General features: G+C 65.7%; 12 protein-coding genes. 1 reads left to right on the plus strand and 11 read right to left on the minus strand.

Annotated elements, in window-relative coordinates; all coding sequences use genetic code 11:
* Positions 1-110 precede the first annotated feature (110 nt).
* The 10 genes from ETD86_RS41530 to ETD86_RS41575 all read right to left on the minus strand — a co-directional run bounded on the left by ETD86_RS41530 (position 111) and on the right by ETD86_RS41575 (position 15,328).
* Positions 111-785, minus strand: a complete 675-nt coding sequence (locus ETD86_RS41530; protein WP_281287049.1) for an FAD-dependent monooxygenase — start codon at positions 783-785, stop codon at positions 111-113.
* A 69-nt stretch (positions 786-854) separates the two neighbouring features.
* The gene (locus ETD86_RS41535) at positions 855-2,486 is read right to left on the minus strand and encodes an IS200/IS605 family element transposase accessory protein TnpB (protein ID WP_138672125.1); all 1,632 of its coding nucleotides are present in this window, start codon (positions 2,484-2,486) and stop codon (positions 855-857) included.
* A gap of 306 nt (positions 2,487-2,792) precedes the next feature.
* On the minus strand, positions 2,793-3,023 hold the full coding sequence (locus ETD86_RS41540) for a hypothetical protein (RefSeq protein WP_138672126.1): 231 nt from the start codon (positions 3,021-3,023) through the stop codon (positions 2,793-2,795).
* Positions 3,024-3,168: 145 nt separating this feature from the next.
* Positions 3,169-4,713, minus strand: a complete 1,545-nt coding sequence (locus tag ETD86_RS41545) for a serine/threonine-protein kinase (RefSeq protein WP_138672127.1) — start codon at positions 4,711-4,713, stop codon at positions 3,169-3,171.
* A gap of 130 nt (positions 4,714-4,843) precedes the next feature.
* Positions 4,844-8,014: a type I restriction endonuclease subunit R gene (locus ETD86_RS41550; protein ID WP_138672128.1), complete on the minus strand. Its 3,171-nt coding sequence runs from the start codon at positions 8,012-8,014 to the stop codon at positions 4,844-4,846.
* A 6-nt stretch (positions 8,015-8,020) separates the two neighbouring features.
* Positions 8,021-8,620, minus strand: a complete 600-nt coding sequence (locus ETD86_RS41555; protein WP_138672129.1) for a DUF4276 family protein — start codon at positions 8,618-8,620, stop codon at positions 8,021-8,023.
* Entirely contained in the window at positions 8,617-9,903 is a 1,287-nt protein-coding gene (locus tag ETD86_RS41560; RefSeq protein WP_138672130.1) for an AAA family ATPase, read from the minus strand. The genes ETD86_RS41555 and ETD86_RS41560 overlap by 4 nt, the downstream gene beginning before the upstream one ends.
* The gene (locus ETD86_RS41565; protein WP_170223537.1) at positions 9,900-11,168 is read right to left on the minus strand and encodes a restriction endonuclease subunit S; all 1,269 of its coding nucleotides are present in this window, start codon (positions 11,166-11,168) and stop codon (positions 9,900-9,902) included. Before ETD86_RS41565 ends, ETD86_RS41560 begins: the two co-directional genes overlap by 4 nt.
* A gap of 65 nt (positions 11,169-11,233) precedes the next feature.
* Entirely contained in the window at positions 11,234-13,273 is a 2,040-nt protein-coding gene (locus ETD86_RS41570) for a type I restriction-modification system subunit M (protein WP_138672132.1), read from the minus strand.
* Positions 13,274-13,285: 12 nt separating this feature from the next.
* Complete coding sequence (locus ETD86_RS41575) at positions 13,286-15,328, minus strand: N-6 DNA methylase (protein WP_246149053.1); 2,043 nt, start codon at positions 15,326-15,328, stop codon at positions 13,286-13,288.
* Positions 15,329-15,508: 180 nt separating this feature from the next.
* Between ETD86_RS41575 and ETD86_RS41580 the strand changes: the two genes are divergently transcribed.
* Positions 15,509-17,161 (plus strand): DUF6119 family protein, encoded by a 1,653-nt coding sequence (locus tag ETD86_RS41580; RefSeq protein ID WP_170223538.1) that lies wholly within the window; start codon positions 15,509-15,511, stop codon positions 17,159-17,161.
* 523 nt (positions 17,162-17,684) lie between these two features.
* Here ETD86_RS41580 and ETD86_RS55925 read toward each other — a convergent pair.
* Positions 17,685-19,049 (minus strand): WD40 repeat domain-containing protein (locus ETD86_RS55925; protein ID WP_211370643.1); only part of this gene is annotated, 1,365 nt, incomplete at its 5' end.

Below are 19,049 nucleotides of genomic sequence, written 5' to 3' on the forward strand. Positions count from 1 at the left end.
CGGTCGAGGTTCCCCCGGTCCCGTCCCCGCACCCGGTGACAGCCACCTCGGACGCCACCTGACCGGGCGCATGGCACCTGCTGCCGGATCGGCGGCCACAGCCGAGCCGATCAGCGCCCTTCGGCCCGATGGCGCTCGTCCCCGTCCGTGGCCCCCACCGGCGGACGCCAGCTCAGCACCTCATCCATGGACCGCAACATCATGTCCGGCATGGTCCGGGCGGCCAGGGACATCCCGAGATCCCGCAGCCGGACCGCGACCGGGTTACGGACCTTGGTCATCCTGCAGATGCTCATCGACTGCCGCACGACCTTCGACGTCCGCCCCAGCCGAGCGGCGCTGTAGGCGTCGAGGTGCTCGCCGGCCGATCGCGGCGCCGGCCCGCCCGGGGCCTCGGCTCCACCGGTGGCGCGAAGAGCACCCGCGGCCGCATCGCCGCCCTTGTTCCTTTGGGCGTGCCCGACGACGTGGGCGAGCACGATCGCGTCCTCGATCGCCTGGCAGGCGCCCTGCCCCAGATTCGGCGTCATCGCGTGCGCGGCGTCCCCTACCAGCGCCACCTTCCCCCGGTGGAAGGCGGGCAGCGGCGTGTCGAAGGAGTAGACGTCGTTCCGGATGATCATTCCGGGATCGGCGGCCCGCAGCAGCGCGGGGATCGGTTCATGCCAGTCCCCGAACCTCCGCACCAGTTCCTCCCGCTCGTCCCCGAACACGGTGCCCGCGGGCAGCACATCGGTCGCGTACACGTACACGAGGTCGTCGGCCAGCGGCATGACGCCGAACACGAGCCCCTTGCCCCAGCTCTCCGTGCCCCGGATCTCCCCTAGTGAGACCCCGCCAGGCCGTAACCGTTCCTAAGCAGTGTCCAGGAGTGAGTGTTGGACCCACGTCCCGGTACTGCGCGCATCCCGAACGGTGTTGGATGCGCTGGTCGCCCGCGTTCCTGTTCTCCTCGCCCGGGCGGGTGCATCGTGTGCACGGTCCGTGACGGGGCGGCGGGTTTCCTCACGCCCCAGGGTGCCCGGTGCGGCCTGGACGGTCCGATGCCCGCTTCCATCGCTCTGGTGGGTGCGGGGCGGTGCCGTCCGTCGCCGGATCGGGTGCCCAAGGGCGCGTCTGCCGATCGCCACGGCGGCGGCGTCGTGGCGGGTGGTCGTGCGGGTATTGCTGGTGAGGGGCGTTTGCCAGTGTTGAGCACCCCACCGGCTGGTGTAGGCCGGATCGGCGGCGATGATTACGATGCCGGTGGCGTCGGCCATCGCGGTCAGCCGGGCGCGGAGCCTGCTGGTGGGCATGCCCGAGATGAGCTGCCGGAGCCGTTTGCGGCGGCCGTGCTTCTCCCGGGTCTTCTCCGCCCGGAAGTTCAGGTCTTCGATGGCGATCGCGCTCACGCCGCAGGCTTTCGCCCAGTGCAGCAGCCGGGTCAGCGCATGGCGGACCTGAGCGTCGCGGTGCTCAGCCGAGCCGCTCAGGTCGTAGGAGAAACGGCGGGGGTTGCCGATCGGATTGCCGTGACTGTCCAGGCGCCAGGCGGCCAGGTGGTCGGCGTTGGTGTCCACGCCGATCACGCCGTGCGCGAGGGCGGCCTGCAGGGGGATGGCCGGGGCCGGTGGTATCTGCAAGGAGGCGGTGATGTACCAGCACCCGCGCCGCACATCCAGATGGATGCGGTAGGCGACGGCTCGGTTGGCCTCGATCCGATCGGCCCATTCGCTGCCCCGCTGCGCGAAGCCCACCCGGCAGGCGAGGACGTAGCGGCCGTGCGGCGCGTTGGCCAGGTGCGCCAGCGGGGCGGGCAGCCGGATCGACACCTCCCCGTCGGGGGTGATACGGATGGTCTCGTTACCGTACCGCTTGCCGGACTCACCGTCCGCGGCCAGGAACCAGCGTGCGGCCTCCCACGTGTGCCGCCATTCGGCCTCGGTCAGGCCGGCGGCGTCCAGATGGTGCCGGGTGCAGACCAGACGTTTGCCGCCCCGCACGATGTGCACGATCCCGGCCTGCTGGTCGGCCCGCTCACGCTGCAGCCGGTCCTGCAACACGCGCAGGCGGCGACTCTTGGCGTGCCACTCCTGCCGGGAGCGGTATCCGCCCGGCGCCTTCCGAGTTCCCTTCTCACCCACCGGGAGCGACAGCCGATGCCCGATGGTGGCGATCCCGGCCTCCAGATCGGCGATGTGCGCGGCCTGGCAGCGGCGGGCCAGCACCCACTGGTCGTGGCTGGCCTTGGTGATGGTCCCGGCCCAGCGCGACGACGACAGCTCGGTCAGCCCGCGTTTGCGCGCCGCCCACGTCTGGTTGTCGTGCTCCAGCCCATCAGCGCACCGCGTCTTCAGATCGCCCGAGGCCAGCGCGCCCAGATGCGCGCCCACCAGGCGCAGCACCTGCTCGTCCTCGACCGTGAGGTTCTTGAGCCGGTCACGGACGGCCACCCCGGACGGGCCGGGAGCGACGAACGGCGCCTCGATCGGGCGCAGCTCAGTCACGCGCGACGCCCTCCCGCTCGATGCCGGCACAGCCCTCTGGCAGCGCGGTCCGTGGGCGGCCGACGGGCGCACCACACGGTCGGCGCCTGCGGATCGCAACCGAACGGGCATGCCCGCATGACCTACACCTGCCCCCAAGGATCTTTACAGTATGTGACCGTAACCATACTAAGGGTTGACCCTATCGGATAGAACATACGCGCGATACGGGTCGGTAAGCTCATCCACGACCCGCCCGACTGGGCAGAAGCCGACAGGGCTCCCTGATGCTGATGCCACAGCGCCTTACAAAAGGGCCGCCCTTGCTCACGCGGATGCCGTCACATCCACACCCTGGCCGTAACACCAGCAGTTCCATACCCCGGAGTACGCCGGACCAGGGTGTACAGGAAAGAGCGCCCGCCGGACCTTCGAGTGAATGCCGTCGGCGGCCACGACGAGATCCGCCCGAAGGTCGCCATTCTCGGTACGCACGATGCCTTCGTCGGCGTCCATCCCCACCGGATGGATCTTGGGTGCTCGCTCCAGCACGGTCACGTCCCACCCAGTTGCGCTGCAGCGCGATCCCGCTGGTCAGCCCGCGATTCCGCCGCCGATCACTACAGCCCTGGGCATCTCAGGACTCCCTCCCGCACTACGTCTGTAGTCTCTTGGGCGTGCCCCCTCTCCCTTGACCTCCATCTCAGCCGTTCGTGAGACGCAGCCGAGCCAGGAGTTCCCGCACTTCCACGGCTAGCGGATCATTCGGAGAGTAGATGATGCACAGGTCGTGGTAGAGCGGCTCCAAGACGGCGAGAGCCTCGTCGGAGCGCCCTTCCGTGGCCAGCAGAGCGCCGATGTCGCGGCGTGTGGTGAGCACTGTCTCGTCGCCGTCGCCCTTGACCGCCTGGTGACGCGCCAGCACCTGCCGGAGTTCGTCGAGCGCCGCCGCCCCCTCGCCGAGCTCGGCTCGGCACAGGGCGGCCTGCCGTCGGCATTCCAAGGTCTCGATGTCGCCAGGTCCGGCCACTCTTGCATACGCCTTGGCCAGTCGATCGAATTCCGGTAGAGCGCGCCGGAAGTCACCACCGATCACGAGAATCGCGGCGCGGCGCTGGCGGAGGAGCAGCACCCGCCGATTGTCTGTACCCAAAGCGTCGGCAGCAGACTTCAGCACCGAGGCGAGCTCATCGGCGGCCTGCGCGAAGCGCTCTTCGTCCAAGAGTTCGTTGGACTGCTCGAGAGCGACCTTGATGGAGGCGAGCGCCTGGTCGGCGGAAATGGCGTCTTCGTCGAGGAGTTCCGTCAACACCTGCTCCGGCCGGGAACGTGGCGCGCATGGGTTGCGGTAGGGACCCGTGGGGTCCGGGATCCTGCTCGGCGAGCGCTCGGAGTCGCCAGGTTGAGATCCGCGCGCGGGGAGGAAGGGGATCAGTCTCTCGAAGATTGTCTGGGCATCGGCGGGGCGTCGCTCGGGCAACTTCTCCAGCAGATCCAGAGTGAGGTTCTCCAACTCGGATGGCACATCAGGGCGAAGCTGTCGAAGCCGAGGAGGCGTTTCGAACAGATGTTGCCGCATCAGTGCGGGCCCGTCCGCGAAGACCGGATTCCCCGTCACCAGCTCGTGCAGAATGCAGCCGACGGCATATAGGTCGCTCTGCGGAGTGACCTGTACTGCCTGCACCTGCTCCGGGGACATGTAGCGGGTCGTGCCCATAAGCGCGCCCGTCGCGGTGAGTCTGGTGACATCGGTTCGCAAGATCGCGGCAATCCCGAAGTCCAGGACCTTGACGGTCCCGTCCTCGGCAACGACGACGTTGTCGGGCTTCAAGTCTCGGTGCACGACCGGAATCGCGTGTGCATGCGACAGGACGGTACAGATCTGGGCCACCACTGCCGCTGCCCAGGAGATGGGCAGCGGGTCGTCCGCGGAGATGAACGCGGTGAGAGGCGTGCCGCGGACGAACTCCATCACCAGGTAGAGGCGGCTGAAGTCGTTGTCCAGGACCGCGTCGTGCACCTGGGGGACACCGTGGTGACCGATGCGAGCGGTGATTCGGGCCTCCCGCCGGAACCGTTTGGCCAGCACCTCCGCATGTTCGGCCGTTGAGGCTATTCCCGGGAGGATCTGTTTGATCGCGACCTCGCGGTCAAGGATGGTGTCGTACCCACGCCACACCTGGCCCATCGCCCCGGAGCTGATCTCCTCCACGAGCTCGTAGCGCTTGCCGACCGTCCGCGACTGCACCGATCCCCCGGCTATCTCATCGCTTGTCCAGTTTTATGCAACCAGTGTGATCTCTTGAGCTCGCCGCTGTCCCGAGAATCGCTCATTACCTTGATGCGATTCCCAGAACACTGCCGAGGCATGCGACGCTTCACGCGACGTCGTCCACGATTCCCTGCTGACGGCGGATAAGACTCCAGGCCGCGCTGCGTGCGCTGCGATTGAGCGAACTGCGGAAGTCGGGATCCGGGCCAAAGTACTTGCGCCCCAGGTCGGCGATGGTGTCGAAGTGCTCCATCATCTTGTCCTGGAAGACACCGTCGAAGACGATGCCGAAGTTCTCCTCGTCGACGTTGGCGACGGCCGCGAGTTTGACCTTCTCATCCTTGATCGCTTCCTCGAATGGCTTGATGAGGTCCTGCTCGGTGAACTCTGTCCCGAATCGCTCGTTGAACTTGTCGATCAGTTCCGACAATGGCGTTTTCTCCGGTTCCTTTGCCCCTGCCGTACCGTCGCCGAATCCCTTGAGCACCGCCGGGCCCTCGGAGGTGAGGCTGAGGTCGTATTCCCCCGTCTTCTCCACCCGCAGGTGCGTGAGATCGACCTCGCCGATGTCCACGCTGCCGTCGGCACGTCGCTCCAAGCGATTCAGCAGATGCCGTCCGAACAGGTACAGCCGCTCCAGCTCCGCGTCGCTGTAAGGGATGATCTGGGAGAGGAAGGCGTACTTGCGGACGTAGTCGGTCAGGTCGGCGCGGAAGTCCTCCGCCGCCTGCTGCTCCTCCTCATCCTCGCTGTTCAGCAGCCTGGCGAACCGCTCGCAGGCCGGCGCGAGGTGCCGGTACAACTCAGCGTGGAGCTTTGCCCACTTACCCTGATCGCCTCCAGCACGCTCTTCGGCGGCCAGGTAGGCGGTGGCGAAGTCGCGCATCTCCGATTCGACCAGCACGGGCGGGGACATCACCCTGGTCTGCGTAACGTACAGCAGGTTCGGATCGGTCGGGAATGCGGCCGCCTCCTCGTAGTAGGGCCGGAAAGCGTCCTGGATGACGTCGGCCTTGTTGACGAAGTCGAGCGCTGCCAGGTCGCTCTGCTCCTTACGGTCCCTGGTCCGATTCAGCCGCGACAGCGTCTGGACCGCGTTGATCCCCGTCAGCGCCTTGTTGACGTACATGGTGGTCAACAGTGGCTGGTCGAAGCCGGTCTGGTATTTCTCCGCGACCACCAGGATCCGGTACTCGGGCCGGCCTGATTCGGCTCTGTCATCTGCCCGGCAGTAGGCGAATGCCTTAGGCAGGGCGGACTCCGGCAGCCCGCCATTCTCTTTGGACTCGCTGGTCTCCTCGCCGTCGTATTCCAAGGTTCCTGAGAAAGCCACCAGAACCCCAATGCCCCTATAACCCAAGTCGCCGATGTAGCGCTTGATCGCCCGAGCCGTCTGCACGGCGCTGTACCGAGATCCGGTCACCACCATCGCCTTGGCCCTGCCTCCGAGGCGTCCGGCGGTGTGGGCGCGGAAATGCTCCACGATGATTTGCGCGTGCTGCGCCACGTTCGTTTCATGAGTATGGGCGTAGCGGGCCAGCAGGGGGTTCGCCTTGGCCGGATCGACCTCGCGGTCCTCGGCATCCCGGCTCGCCAGCTTGTAGAACGCCTTGTAAGTGACGTAGTTCGCGAGTGGGTCCAGGATGAAGCCCTCCTCGATGGCCTGCTTCATCGCGTAGGTGTGGAACGGCCGGTAGACCCCGTCGCCGCCAAGGACGCCGAACAACTCCAGCGTCTTTGCCTTTGGTGTGGCGGTGAAGGCGAAGTACGACAGGTTGCGGCTCATCCCTCGCCGCGCAGCCCTTGCCTTAAGCTTGGCATCCGTGCTGTCCGGTATGGCAGTTGCACTGGTCGCTCCGGCTTCTTCGGAGTCGGCGTCCAGGCCCAGGTCACGCAGAGCGTCACGGACCGCGGCGGCAGCGTCGCCGGACTGCGAGGAGTGCGCCTCGTCCACGATGATCGCGAAGTTGCGGCCCTTGATCTCAGTGGGCGTGCGCCGCAGGTAGTCCATAAGTGCAGGGAACGATTGCAACGTAACGGTGATGATCTTGCCGCTTTCCCGGGACAGCGCTGCTGCGAGTTGCTCGGATTTCGCCCCACGCTTCTCGTCGATCGGCACCACAAGACCAGCGGTCTGCTCGAAACTGCCGACTGTCTCCCTGAGCTGGGCGTCGAGATTGCGCCTATCGGTGATGATGATGACCTTGTCGAAGACCGGGACCCCGGGCTTCAGCCCCGCCGCGACCGCCTCAGGATCGAGCGCGGCCACATCGGTAGGCGTGTGCAACGACGACAGCCGATGCCCTAGCCAGGCAATCGTGTTCGACTTGCCTGACCCAGCAGAAGCCATGATCAGGTAGTTTCGGCCGGCGCCGTGGCGTGCGACATGATCGGTCAGCGTGCGTACGGCGTGCCACTGATGGTAACGAGGGAAGATCACTCGCTTGGCGGTCCGTCCGTCGGAGCCCTTCTCCCGGTGCACGTGGACGAAACGCTCCAGCAGATCGAGCCAGTTGTCCCGCTGCCAGACCTCTTCCCACAGGTAGGAGGTGGCGTACCTGCCCGGCTTGGTGGGGCTCGGATTGCCCGCGCCACCGGGCTTACCAGGTCCTGCCGATCCCTGGTTGAACGGCAGGAAAGCTGTCTTGTCCCCGCGCAGCCGGGTCGTGACGAAGACCAGGTCGGGATCGACCGCGAAGTTGGCCACCACCCGGCGCGAGAAGATCAGCTCCGACGGGTCACGCAGGGAGCGGTACTGCTGTTTGGCCTCCTCCACGCCCTGGCGGGTGAGCGGGTTCTTCAGCTCCGCGGTCGCCACGGGGATGCCATTGAGGAACAGCGCCAGATCAAGGCGGTTGCCCCTGTCAGCCTGTTTGGTGGCATACTCCAGCTCGCGCACCACGGTCAACCTGTTGGCGTGGTAGCCGGACAACACTTCCGGTGAGGTCACCAGGGACGGCTTGAAGTAGGCCACCTGGATCCGCACACCGCGATCCTTGACCCCCTTGCGCAGCACTTCGACCAGACCCTCGTGAGCGATCGCCTGATCGAGTCGCCTGACGAACCCCGCCTGGGCCGCGTCGGCGTCGTTCCCGTACGCGCCGACCAGCTCATTCCACTCCGCAACCTGCGTAGCACCAATGAACGTGAATAAGTCGCCTGTACATAGACCCAGCTCTGGCCGGTAGTCGTTGCTCGGCCCGAGTTGCCAGTCGTTCTCGACCATCGAGGAGACGATGGCGTCACCGAACACCGACTCGTGGTGAATGGGGCTCATGCGGATCTACCTCTTCCCGGTGATCAGGAACTCGACGTCGCGCCAGAACTTGTCGAAAGAGGGCGAGTTCTTCCTGGCCATGGCCAGGTCGAAGGTCGCTGAGAGCCCCGCCTGATGGTCCACGGGGTCGTACGGCAGATGCCGTGGACGATGCTTGCTCAGCCACTCCTTGCAGCCGCGAACCCCTTCCGGTTCCGGCGGAACGTGAAGGTCGTCATTTAAGCCGCCATGCCCGCTGAGCGATGGGGCCGCGGCGAGGAACCAGGCTTCATACTCTCGGTGGGCCAGTACCACGGCGGCCCGAAGCCCCGGTCGATGCGCTTCGATTCGCGTCAGCAGCTCCGGCCCCAGCGTGGCGGGGCAGTCGTCGTCACCGTCGATGAGCGCGAGAAGCCCGGTCAGCGCCTGGTGCCGGGACAGCAGATCGTCGACAGCCCGTTCGATCCCGCCCACGGCGACCAGCGCATCCCTGCTCTCGCGGAAGGGCCGGAGAAATGTCGGCCACGGGTTGGGGAGCAACTCGGAGACGAGCCGCGTGAGCAGGACAGGGACGGCCTTGACCTCACCGTGCCCCTCCACGATGACACCGATTCTGGGCGAGGTCACGGCCGCTCCTCTGGAGCGTTCGCGGGGCGAAGTTGCCCCTGCCGGTGCATGTCAGGCAAGGGACCCGGGGGCTTGGTGCTGCCGAGATAGGTCTTCGTGTGCTCATCAAGCTCACCGATGACGCTGACTCCCCTGTGCATCTCCACGATCCGTAGATGATCAGGTTTGATCTCCTCGCTGTCCAGCAGGTCTGAGCTTTGCGTCGTGACGATCACCTGTGTCCGCGTGGAGGCGGCGTGCATGTCACCGAAGAGTGCTCCGACATTGGCCGGGTGGATGGCGATCTCTGGTTCCTCGATGGCCACCAGAGAGATGTCTCCGGTGAGCACCCCGGGCTGGGCTAGAGCGACCACCACTCCCGCTGCCCGAAGTGTCCCATCGGAGAGTTCCTGCCGCCGGAACACCTGGACATGCGGTTGGCCTTCGTCAGCGGCTGGAGTGCCCGCCGCGGTCCAGAACCCGAGAACGGGATCACCCGCCCAAAACCGCGCCTGGACTGTAGAGAATTCGCCTTCCCGCCGTTCGTCTACCCCGAGGCACTGTGGAACGATTGCGCGCACGGACGTATCTACGTAGTCCTTGACTTCGGGAGCCGACTCCGCCAGGGCACCGAGGACATGACCGAGATGTTCGCCTCTTGGCCCCAGCACCGTGTGTCGCTCGGTATCGTCGTCGATCCCCCGGAGGGTTTCGGTGTCGAATTCGTAGAACCGCATTCCCAGGAGTGCTGTTTCCACCGCACGGAAGGGAGTGTCGAATACCGACGCGGGGAGGAAGAGCCGGTCACGGTTCTTCTGCGCGGCGCGCTCACCCGAATAGATCAGCGCGCTGCCAGTGAACTTCTCCGGAGTCGACAAGAACCACTCCGTGGCGCCGTCGGCCAGTTCGACTCTGCATTGCTCCTTGAGGAGCACAGGGGCGGCTCGCTCGGTCTTGCCCCTGCCGATCTCAAGGCCGTAAGTAGCGCCGACAGGCCGCCCTTCCTCGTCGCTCAGCCGCAGGTCAAGGTCGATCGAGAAGGCTTCGGCAATCACCCCCGCCTCGGGCGCGTGACACAGCACGCGGTCCAGCCCCCCTCGGGCTGCCAGCGCTCTGCCCGGGGACGTGCCCAACGCATCGGACACGAATCGCAGGACGTCCAGGAAGTTCGACTTGCCGGCCGCGTTGAACCCAGCCAGGACAGTGAGCGGCCCCAGTCGGACGTCACATTCGGCGATAGACCGGAACCCCCGCACTCGGACCCGGAAGATGAACGGCGACGCCGTCTCAGGTGTGCTGCTCATGGCACTTCAATCCCTCGCCCACTGGCGGACGACACATCGACCTGCCCGGTGACCGCCGCCGTGATCAGCACCTGTCGGCGCTCTTTCAACAGCTGAACTTGATTCTCGGCGATGCGAAGAAGTGCTCGCTCATTGCTGATTACAGCGTCCAACTCCCGAGTGAGCTGATCCTGCACATTTCGCTCGGGAAAGGGGAAACGGTGAGCGGCTAGTTGCTCACCGGTTAGATGGGTCATAGTCGTGCTATTGCCTTCAATCTCGAAGACCTTGAGCTCTAGCGCCAGGCGCAGACAATAGTAGAACCAGCGCACAGAGCTACGCCCTCGCGATCGGGCTCGGTGCAGCGCCTTCTGGTAGTAAATCTCCGGGATCCGGCCATCCCAGATTGCCGCTCGTCCAGGGAAGGAGCCGCCCTCGTTGATGAGCAGATCACCAGGGAGAATCTCATATCGCCGCTTCTCACCCGGCGGGAAGTTCATCTCCACTAGGTCGTCGGTATCGATACGATCCCATTGTACATTGACCACCCGGAGATAGGGGCGTAGATATTCCCCTGTGACTCGTTCCTGATTCAGCATCTTTCCCAACTGAACATCAAATTCAGTGGAAACCCGAATTACAGGCCAACTGGCCGGAATGTCGCCGAGCCAATCAAGACCACTCGGCTTTCTATCTTCGTCGATCTCAGTGCCCCGCAGCGTGTTGAAGATCCTCGCAATAGTACGCTCCTCGGTGAGCGCGGCTTGCTCACGACGAAGATTCATGATGCGATCAAGGCGCGCGGTCTCAGCATCGAGGAATTCCGCGATGCGCCGCTGCTCGTCCAGCTTCGGGTAGGCCCATGGAGATCCAAAGAATGCCTCAGTGTCGAGATTCTGGATACCAGTAGTCTGTTTAATGGCGCTCTGCGTCAACCCTTGACCATAGGCGGCAGCAAGCACATATGTGAGGAATCTCGAGTCAACTCCCTCCGCAGGGATGATCCGAGCGCAGAAATTCGAGCAGACGGCGACAATATCGAGGTCAAACATTACAGCCATACCGACCGGTTGTTTTTCCCCTCCTCCCGATTTTTCAAGAATAAGATCACCGCGATGCAGTTGATGTCGGCGAATAACTCTTGGCGCAACGCTGCGGGCTGGAAGATGCTTCTGACTTACCCGATGGTGGGACCGCTCAAAGTCAGCGGCGCGTACGCAGTAGATATCCGACCCGTCTTCAAGGGGGTCTTCCCCCCATACACCATTAGCCGACTTGCCGATCATGGTCTTGATACGGCCTCGTTCCCAGTGACCGGGTGCTGCCTGGATCCACGATCCTGACATGATTGTCACTCCGTCACCTCCCCGAGGAGTTCCTGGATTTCGGCCTCCAGAGCCTTCAGTTCGGCGTCGATCTCTGCCAACGGACGCGGCGGCTTGTGGACGTAGAAGTGGCGGGTGAAGGGGATCTCGTAGCCGACTTTGGTCTTGCTGTGGTCGATCCAGGCGTCCGGCACGTGTGGATGCACCTCGCGCTGCACGTATTCCTCGACGTCCTGGTCCAGCGGCACGTTCTCGTAGTCCCGCAACTCGGGGTCCGGCTCTGGGTCACCCTTGTGGAGTTGCACCTCACCCTCCGGATCGCGGACGCCGATCACATCGCGCAACGCAATGAGGAACGGCTGCTTGGACGGCCAGAGCACTCCACCCGAAGCCATGGCCTCACGGATCGCCGCGAAGGCGGCCAGTTTCTTCTCCCAACTCTGCCCGACTAGGTGCTTGAACACATCGGCCAGCGCGGCCGTGTCCACGTGCTTGGCGAGGGACCTCGAGTCCCGGACGGCGGTCAGGGTGTCCTCGGTCACCTCGAAGCGGAGTTTGAGCGGGCGTTCCACGGTGATCCGGTGGTAGCCGAAATCCCGGTTCTTGAAGACCTTCACCTTGTTGTGGAGCGGGTGCTCCGGGTCCTGAGCGACGTGGACGGCTTCGCCGTATAGCCGCGTGATCTCGGCGATATGGTCCTCGGTGAGGTACTTGCGCTTGTCGCCGAGTGACTTGCGCATCTTCGCCCAGTAGTCCCGGGCATCCAGCAGGACGACCTTGCCCTTGTGGTCAGGGTTCTTCTTGTTGGTGAGAATCCAGAAGTAGGTGGAGATGCCGGTGTTGTAGAAGAGCTGGTCGGGCAGGGCGACGATGCCTTCGAGCCAGTCGTTCTCCAGGATCCACTGGCGGATCTTCGACTCGCCCGACTCGGCGGCTCCGGTGAAGAGGGGCGAGCCGTTGAAGACGATGGCGATGCGGCTGCCGCCCTTCTCCACCGGCTTCTTCTTGTGGAGCATGTGCTGGAGAAAGAGCAAGGAACCGTCGTTGATGCGGGGTAGTCCGGCGCCGAAGCGTCCGCTCTCTCCCTCTCGTTCGTGTTCGCGTTCCACGAACTCCTTGACCTTCTTCCACTCCACACCGAACGGCGGATTGGCGAGCAGGTAGTCGAAGGTCTTGCCTTTGTGCCCGTCGTCACTGAAGGAGTTGCCGAACTTGATGTTCTCGGGGTTCTGTCCTTTGATCATCAGGTCGGAGCGGCAGATGGCCCAGGACTCGGGGTTGAGTTCCTGCCCGTAGACCTCGACGTTGGCGTCCTCGTTGTACCGATGGATGTGCTCCTCGGCTGCGGTCAACATGCCGCCGGTTCCGCAGGCGGGATCGAGTACCCTCCGGCTGGTCTGAGGCAGGGTCAAGGCATCGTCATCAAAGCCGACCAGAAGATTGACCATGAGTTCGATGACCTCGCGCGGCGTGAAGTGCTCACCGGCGGTCTCGTTGGACTGTTCCGCGAAGCGGCGGATGAGGTCTTCGAAGGCGTAGCCCATGTCGTGGTTGGAGACCACAATGACAGGGTTGCCGTCCTCGTCCTTGACGACCTCGCCGTTGTCGTCTCTTTCGACGGGGCGCAGGTCCAGATCCGCGAAGCGGCCTACGACGCGATACAGAAGCTTGGCTTCGTGTAGCTTCTTGATCTGTTGGGCGAACTCGTACTTCTCCATCACCTCGCGGGCGTTCGGCGAGAACGCGCCGATGTAGGCGTTCAGGTGCCTGGCCGCATGATCGGGATCGTTCGCGATCTTCGCGAGGGTGTAGCCGCTGGTGTTGTAGAAGCGATGTCCAGAGGCTTTGGACAGGAACCATTCCTCTGGGTGCAGGTCCATCTCCTTGACCTTCTTGGCCTCGGCCACGACCCGGTCTCTCGTTGGTTCTAGGACGCATTCCAGTCGGCGCAGCACGGTGAAGGGAAGGATGACCTTGCCGTAATCAGCCTGCTTGTAGTCGCCTCTGAGCAAATCTGCGACAGACCAGGCATGGTTGACGAGTTCGGCGACCTTGGCGTGGTTCACGTGCGTCCTTTCTCATTCACCGGGCGGGAGCAGAGCGCCGCTGGTCAGGCCGGCGACATGCTGCCGCGCGGTCTCCTCGGCCAGTCGTACCGCCAGATCTGCCGCTTTTCGCAGCGCGGCCATTCTGCGAAAGGCCCTGCCGTACCGGCGTTGCTCCGTCAGCGGCATCAACGGTATCCGTAGTTTGCGGGCGTCTACCCGGACAATCGTTGTCCCAGTGGATGTGGCGTTCAGGTTGTCTTCCGCGGACAGGAATCCCGCGAGGAACCAGGGGTCCAGCCGTTCCAGATCTGGGCGGATCAAGTGAAGGTTCGGCCCGAGCACCGTAGCGGCGTCATCATCGTCGACAACCCGCGCGAGACTCGAGCCTTCGTCCAGGATTTCCGGCAGGACGACGTCGCCTCGCCTCAGCGGCAGCAGTTCCGCGAGCGCACTGTCTGGGACTCGGCCGGAGGCCGCACGCCCCCCCGCCACGTCACCGGCCGTCAGGACGCGCACGCCTCCACCTTCTGGCTCTGGAGCGCTGGACGTGGACCGTTTGTCGCGGGAAATCATTGCGGCCTTGTGCAAACCTACGGCTCCGCCTCTCACCAGGTCGGCGATGGTGGCGGTTCGCCAGGTGGAGGCCTGCGCGCCGGTCGCCTTCCACTCAGCCCCGCTGCTCATCGCGGCCAGCGCGTCGATCGCGCGACGCAGTCGCAGGCGGGCAGCGGCAGCAGCGTCGGCCAGATAGAGAGGTTCGGCTGCCGTATGTCGGCGCACGTGGCGGCCCGGGGTGAGGTCGACCCCCACGTCGATAAGTTCAAGGGCGGGTACGGCACGCGCCACGCCGGGAATCGCAGTGAAATCCTTTGGCGCGTCGGCGTAGTCTCGCCATACGTCGACGATGGTGTCCCGATCCAGCCCGGCGTCGATGAAGAGCACAAAGGGCGGCGCGTCGGCTCGCCCGATCAGAGGCCGCTGGAGAATCCACAGGTGAAGCCCGATGTGCAAGGGTGGCGCAACTCCGGATGGAAGTGCCACGACAGCCCTGAGTGCGCTGTGCCGTATCAGTTCGGCGCGAATCTTTCTACCGCTTGGGCGCTCCGCCACCGCAGGCGGGAGCAGTATGACGGCGAGGCCGCCATACTCCAGGTGAGCCAGGCAATGCTGGACCCAGGCCAGTTCTGACTCGCCCTTGGGCGGGACGCCGTGCTCCCAACGGGCGTCATAACCCAACTCTTCGTGCCCCCAGTCTCGATCGGCGTATGGGGGGTTGCACAGGACTCCCTCAGCCGTTAGATCGGAGAACGCGTCTGCTCTCAGGCTGTCACCTGTGCGGATGTCGGCATCGGCCTCGATTGGCGAAACGCGTATACGGACGGCAGCCTGGTTGGCCCGGACCGGCGAGACATCCTGTCCGAAGAGACGAGTAGCCCCCCGGCGAGCGGCCGCGAGCAACAACCCACCTGTTCCACATGCGGGATCGAAGACGGCACCCGGATAGGTATTGCCTGCCAACAGGGCCGCCATGAGATCAGCTACGGGCTCTGGAGTGAGGTAGGTGCCACGTGCGGAGGCGTCGGGAGCGACCTCCAGCAGCGTGTCCAGGATCTCATCAACACTGGTCGTTGCCGTCGCCCGGGTGAGGCTGCGCACCAGTGCGGGGCGCAGGGTCAGATCTGCATGGCCACGGCCGACCAGCATGCGGGCATGTTCGATCAACTCGGCGTCGGCCAGGTCGTCTAGTGCCCTTCGATCACTGTTGCTCAGCTTGAGCAAGGGGAGAAGCAGGGCGCTCAGCGCGTAGAGGTCATTGGGGTCACGCGTGAACGTGCGCAGATCCCGCACTGGTGATGTGGCGGGAAGCTGCCCCCTGCCTGACAACCAGGCCTCGACCGCCGCCCGATCGTAGAGAGGGCTCGCATCGGTGCCGCCGCTCGGCAAGGGAAAGTCGGCGTGCCTGCGTCGCCAGTTGCTGACCGTCGCACGGGTCACGCCGGCCAGCCGAGAGATGTCGGCTGCGGTCACCTGCTCGGGTCTCTGGGGCATCGCTTCTTCCAGGGTCGGTCGCACTGAGCAACGTTACTGACGGATCCACTGTAGACACAAGACGAACCTTCGGAAAGCGATTGACGGTGCTTTCACTGTCATGCTCTCCTGGAGATGCTTTCAGGCTTGCCCTTCAAGTGGCCCTCCGTCCCTGCATCCCGAACTTCCCCTGAACCTCTTCATCACCGCGAGAAAGAGATCGACATGACCCGCAAGACCCGTCACCAAACCCTGTATCGCCTCATCGGCGTCGAACCCGTGATCGACGGCGTGTTCGACGCCCTCGACGCGGCCAAGCTCGACGCGATCAATGCCGAGGTTGTGCCGAAAGAGATCGGCGGCGTGCCCGCCCTCGTCATCCACGGCTCCTTCGACCTGGATGTCGCCAGCTGGGCCCACGATGCCTCGACCACTGCGGGCATGCCCCTGCCCTACGGCGACCACACGGGTGCGGTGCTCATCCTCCTGGTGATCGACGGTCACGTGTACGCGGTGGGTTTCGGCGCCGGGCACCGATTGATCCCCAGCGAGCTCAAGGACCACCGCTTCGGCCTCAGCCTCGCCGTGCGCTGCCTCGATCCGGCGAAGGTCAAGGGACTCGTCCGCCGCGAACTCGGTGGAAGCCGTACCGACTCGACTCTGACTCCGGCGGGCTCGCCGATCTGGATGCTGGGCATCGAGGAGTACACCGACGTGGTACGCCGGATCGGCGGGCAGGCGCGCGGTTTCACGTTGAACTCGCGGGCCGGTGGCAAGCGGCCGATGCGGCTGGAAGGGGGGACGGGTGTCTCGGCCAGGTTCGGCGTGTATGGCCACGACCTGGTGCGGAACATCAGGGAACTCGCCAGGATCTGCGCGGAGGAGCCTCCCGACCCGGAACTCGCCTTCGCCGAGCGGATCCAGCCGGTCACTGGCAAGCAACTCAAGGCTCGGCTGGACGCCGAGCTGGACGACCTTCTGGGTTGCCCGGACGGCTTCGCCCACCAGATTGGCCCGGCCGTTCCCACTACCTGCCTGGCGGACTACGATGCGGCTCGGGCCTTCGTGGTCAAGGTCGGCAGCGTCGCCCTCAACCCTCGGCCTGCTCTCGAGGTCGCCGAGATCCTCCAGCGTGCCCGCCTCCAACTGCCCGGCCAGCGAGTGGAGACGCTGCGAACCGGCCGGGTGTTCCTGTACGCGGACGAGAAGTGCCAGGCCGCCCTCGACGACGCTCCGGCGATCAACTGGCTGGAGGTGACCATCTCCCTCGGAGAGTATCGGTACTTCCTGCTCGACGGCGCCTGGTATGAGATCGGAGCAGAGTACGTGAACAGCCAGCGCCGGAAGATCGCCACGCTCTTCCGGGCCGAGCCATCCCTGGCCCTGCCGTCATACGATCCCGGGCGGGACGAGGACGACTTCAACGCCGAGGTCGCCATGAGCTGCCCCGGCTTCGTCAACCTGCATCGCACGTTCGTGAGGAACCCGCTGAGCCGGCGCGGTCCCGTCGAGGTCTGCGACATCCTCGGACCCGGCAACGAACTGCTGATGGTCAAGTTCCCCTGGAGCGCCGAGTCGCTGAGCCACCTGTTCATGCAGGGGCTCGTGTCCGTGAAGACGCTCCTCAGCAGTGCCGAAGCCCGCCGGAAGTTCGCCGAGAACGCGAGGACGAACGGCAGGCAGATCCCGGACGACTTTGTGCCGGAGAAGGTGGTCTTCGTCGTCCTGCTCAAGAGCGGCAGGGAGCTCACCCCTGACACCCTCTTCCCGTTCGCTCAGGTCACCCTCGCCCATATCGCCACGGTCCTGCGTAACCACAAGATCGATGTTGAGGTGATCGGCATCAAGCCCTCGATCGCTCTCCCGCAGGTCGCGTAGGCCATCTCGGGCGTGGGGAGACGGGAACCTTGGTGTCCGGTTACGTCGCTGTTTCACGACCTGGGCAAGCGTGGCCGACGAAGGAGCGCCCTCCTTCGAGGCGGAGCACGGCCGGGTACGCGTGCGGCTGAACGACAATCCTGTGTGCGGGAGCAGGAAGTCGCTCACCAGGCCGGGAGCGTCGGCCAACTCCGGTTCCCTGTCGCCGTCTTACGGAGCAATACCGCTGGCAGCCGGCCCGCAGCTGATCGACAGTGACGAACTCGACCAGCTGACCGGCTGGCTGGACCACCCAGCGCGGCGCGTCCCGATCGTCGTCCTTTCCCCCGATACCCGGACTCCGGATCGGCCTGCAGTCAACGCCGCCCGCCTGGCCGAGGCGTTGGCTGGAATCGCGGTAGCGGCTTCCCAGGCACACAGTGAGCGCCGGGTGCTATCGCACTACGACCGGCACAGGGGCAGGGTCGCAGCAGAGGGTCACCGGCTTCCGCTCTCGGCCGGATGCCTGTGGGTCCGGGCCTGCTCAGCAGGTCTCGCGGAAGGGCAATTCCGGCAGGTGCGTGGCCCACTCCTGCGGGGAGAGCCCGCCGTATCGGGAACAGACGTGCGCGACATGGTCGGCAGGCGCCGGCTCGAGCTCGAGGTCGATGGTGAGAACGACGCCGCGTCCGGTCAGCACCCGTACCCGTCGGCCGTCCGCGGTGAAGACGGCCTGCGCCGGACGGTCCACGCCGGCCGCCGCCACCGGCCGTTCGACGATCAGCGCGCCACCGGCTGCGGGGGCCGCGCCGTCGGAGAGGCGCCAGACACGTACGTGATCGCTGTCCGTGCCGGCCAGCAGTCGCCCGTCAGCGCTGAACCGCAGGTGCCCGGGCGACGGCCGCAACCGCGTGTCCCGCACGGGCAGCCCGTCGAGCCCGTAGATCTGGATCCCGCTCTCCTCGGCGATCGCCACCCGCCGCCCGTCCGGCGCGAACGTCGTGTACTCCCACGGCATCCGGTCCAGCCACGCCGCCCTCGACCCCGGCCCGCCCGCCTGCCTGATCTCGGACTGCCTGCCCGCGAACACCAGTGCCACCCGATCGTCCGGCCCCACCACCGCGTACTCGCCCACGAACGCCGCCCGGCGCGCCCGCAGGTCCCACGCCCACCGCTCGCCCGACTGCCGGGCAGCCGCGAACAGCAGCCCGCCGCCCGGGCTGAACCACGCCGCCTGCTCCCCAGGAGCCCCCAGCCCTCTGCCGAAGGGCGGACCCACGCTCGGGGAGGCGATGTCCCACAGGTACGTGCGATCGACCCCGACCAGCGCCAGCGTCCGGCCGTCAGGCGACCAGGCCATCGCCCGTACGCTCTGGACGGGACCGGCCGTCCTGGCGACCTCGCGGCCTGACGCCAGGTCGTACACCCGCAGCGTGTTCTCCTCCAGCGCCGCCAGCCTGGCGCCGTCGCCGCTGATGGCGTGCAGCGAGCGCGGCCCCGCCCAGGGATCGGCGAACACCGCCACCGCCGCGTCCACCGCCGTCAGCGCCCGCCGCGCCTCCGGGATCGGCGCCAATCGCCAGGCGGCCAGACTCAGCTTGCGTGCCGTGACCGGGTCGGCCGGCCGCAGCGCCTCCGCCCGGGACGCCGCCACCTTGGCCATCGCCTGTTCGAGCCGCCCGTCGGCGTCGTTCCGCTGCCAGAACGTCTGCCAGAGTCCCAAGATCAGCACCACCGGCAACAGCCCCGCCACCGCTGCCCAGCGCCGGCGCGACCGCCTCCGCCCCCGCGCGATCGCCGTGTCCAAAAACGTCTGCTCGCCCGCGCTCAGCGTCACCCGCCGCCGCCCGTTGGCCGCCCACGCCAGCGCCCGGTCCAGCGGCTCCACCTTGCGCAGGTAGCAGCACAG

The organism is Nonomuraea turkmeniaca (assembly GCF_005889735.1).
Classification (GTDB): domain Bacteria; phylum Actinomycetota; class Actinomycetes; order Streptosporangiales; family Streptosporangiaceae; genus Nonomuraea; species Nonomuraea turkmeniaca.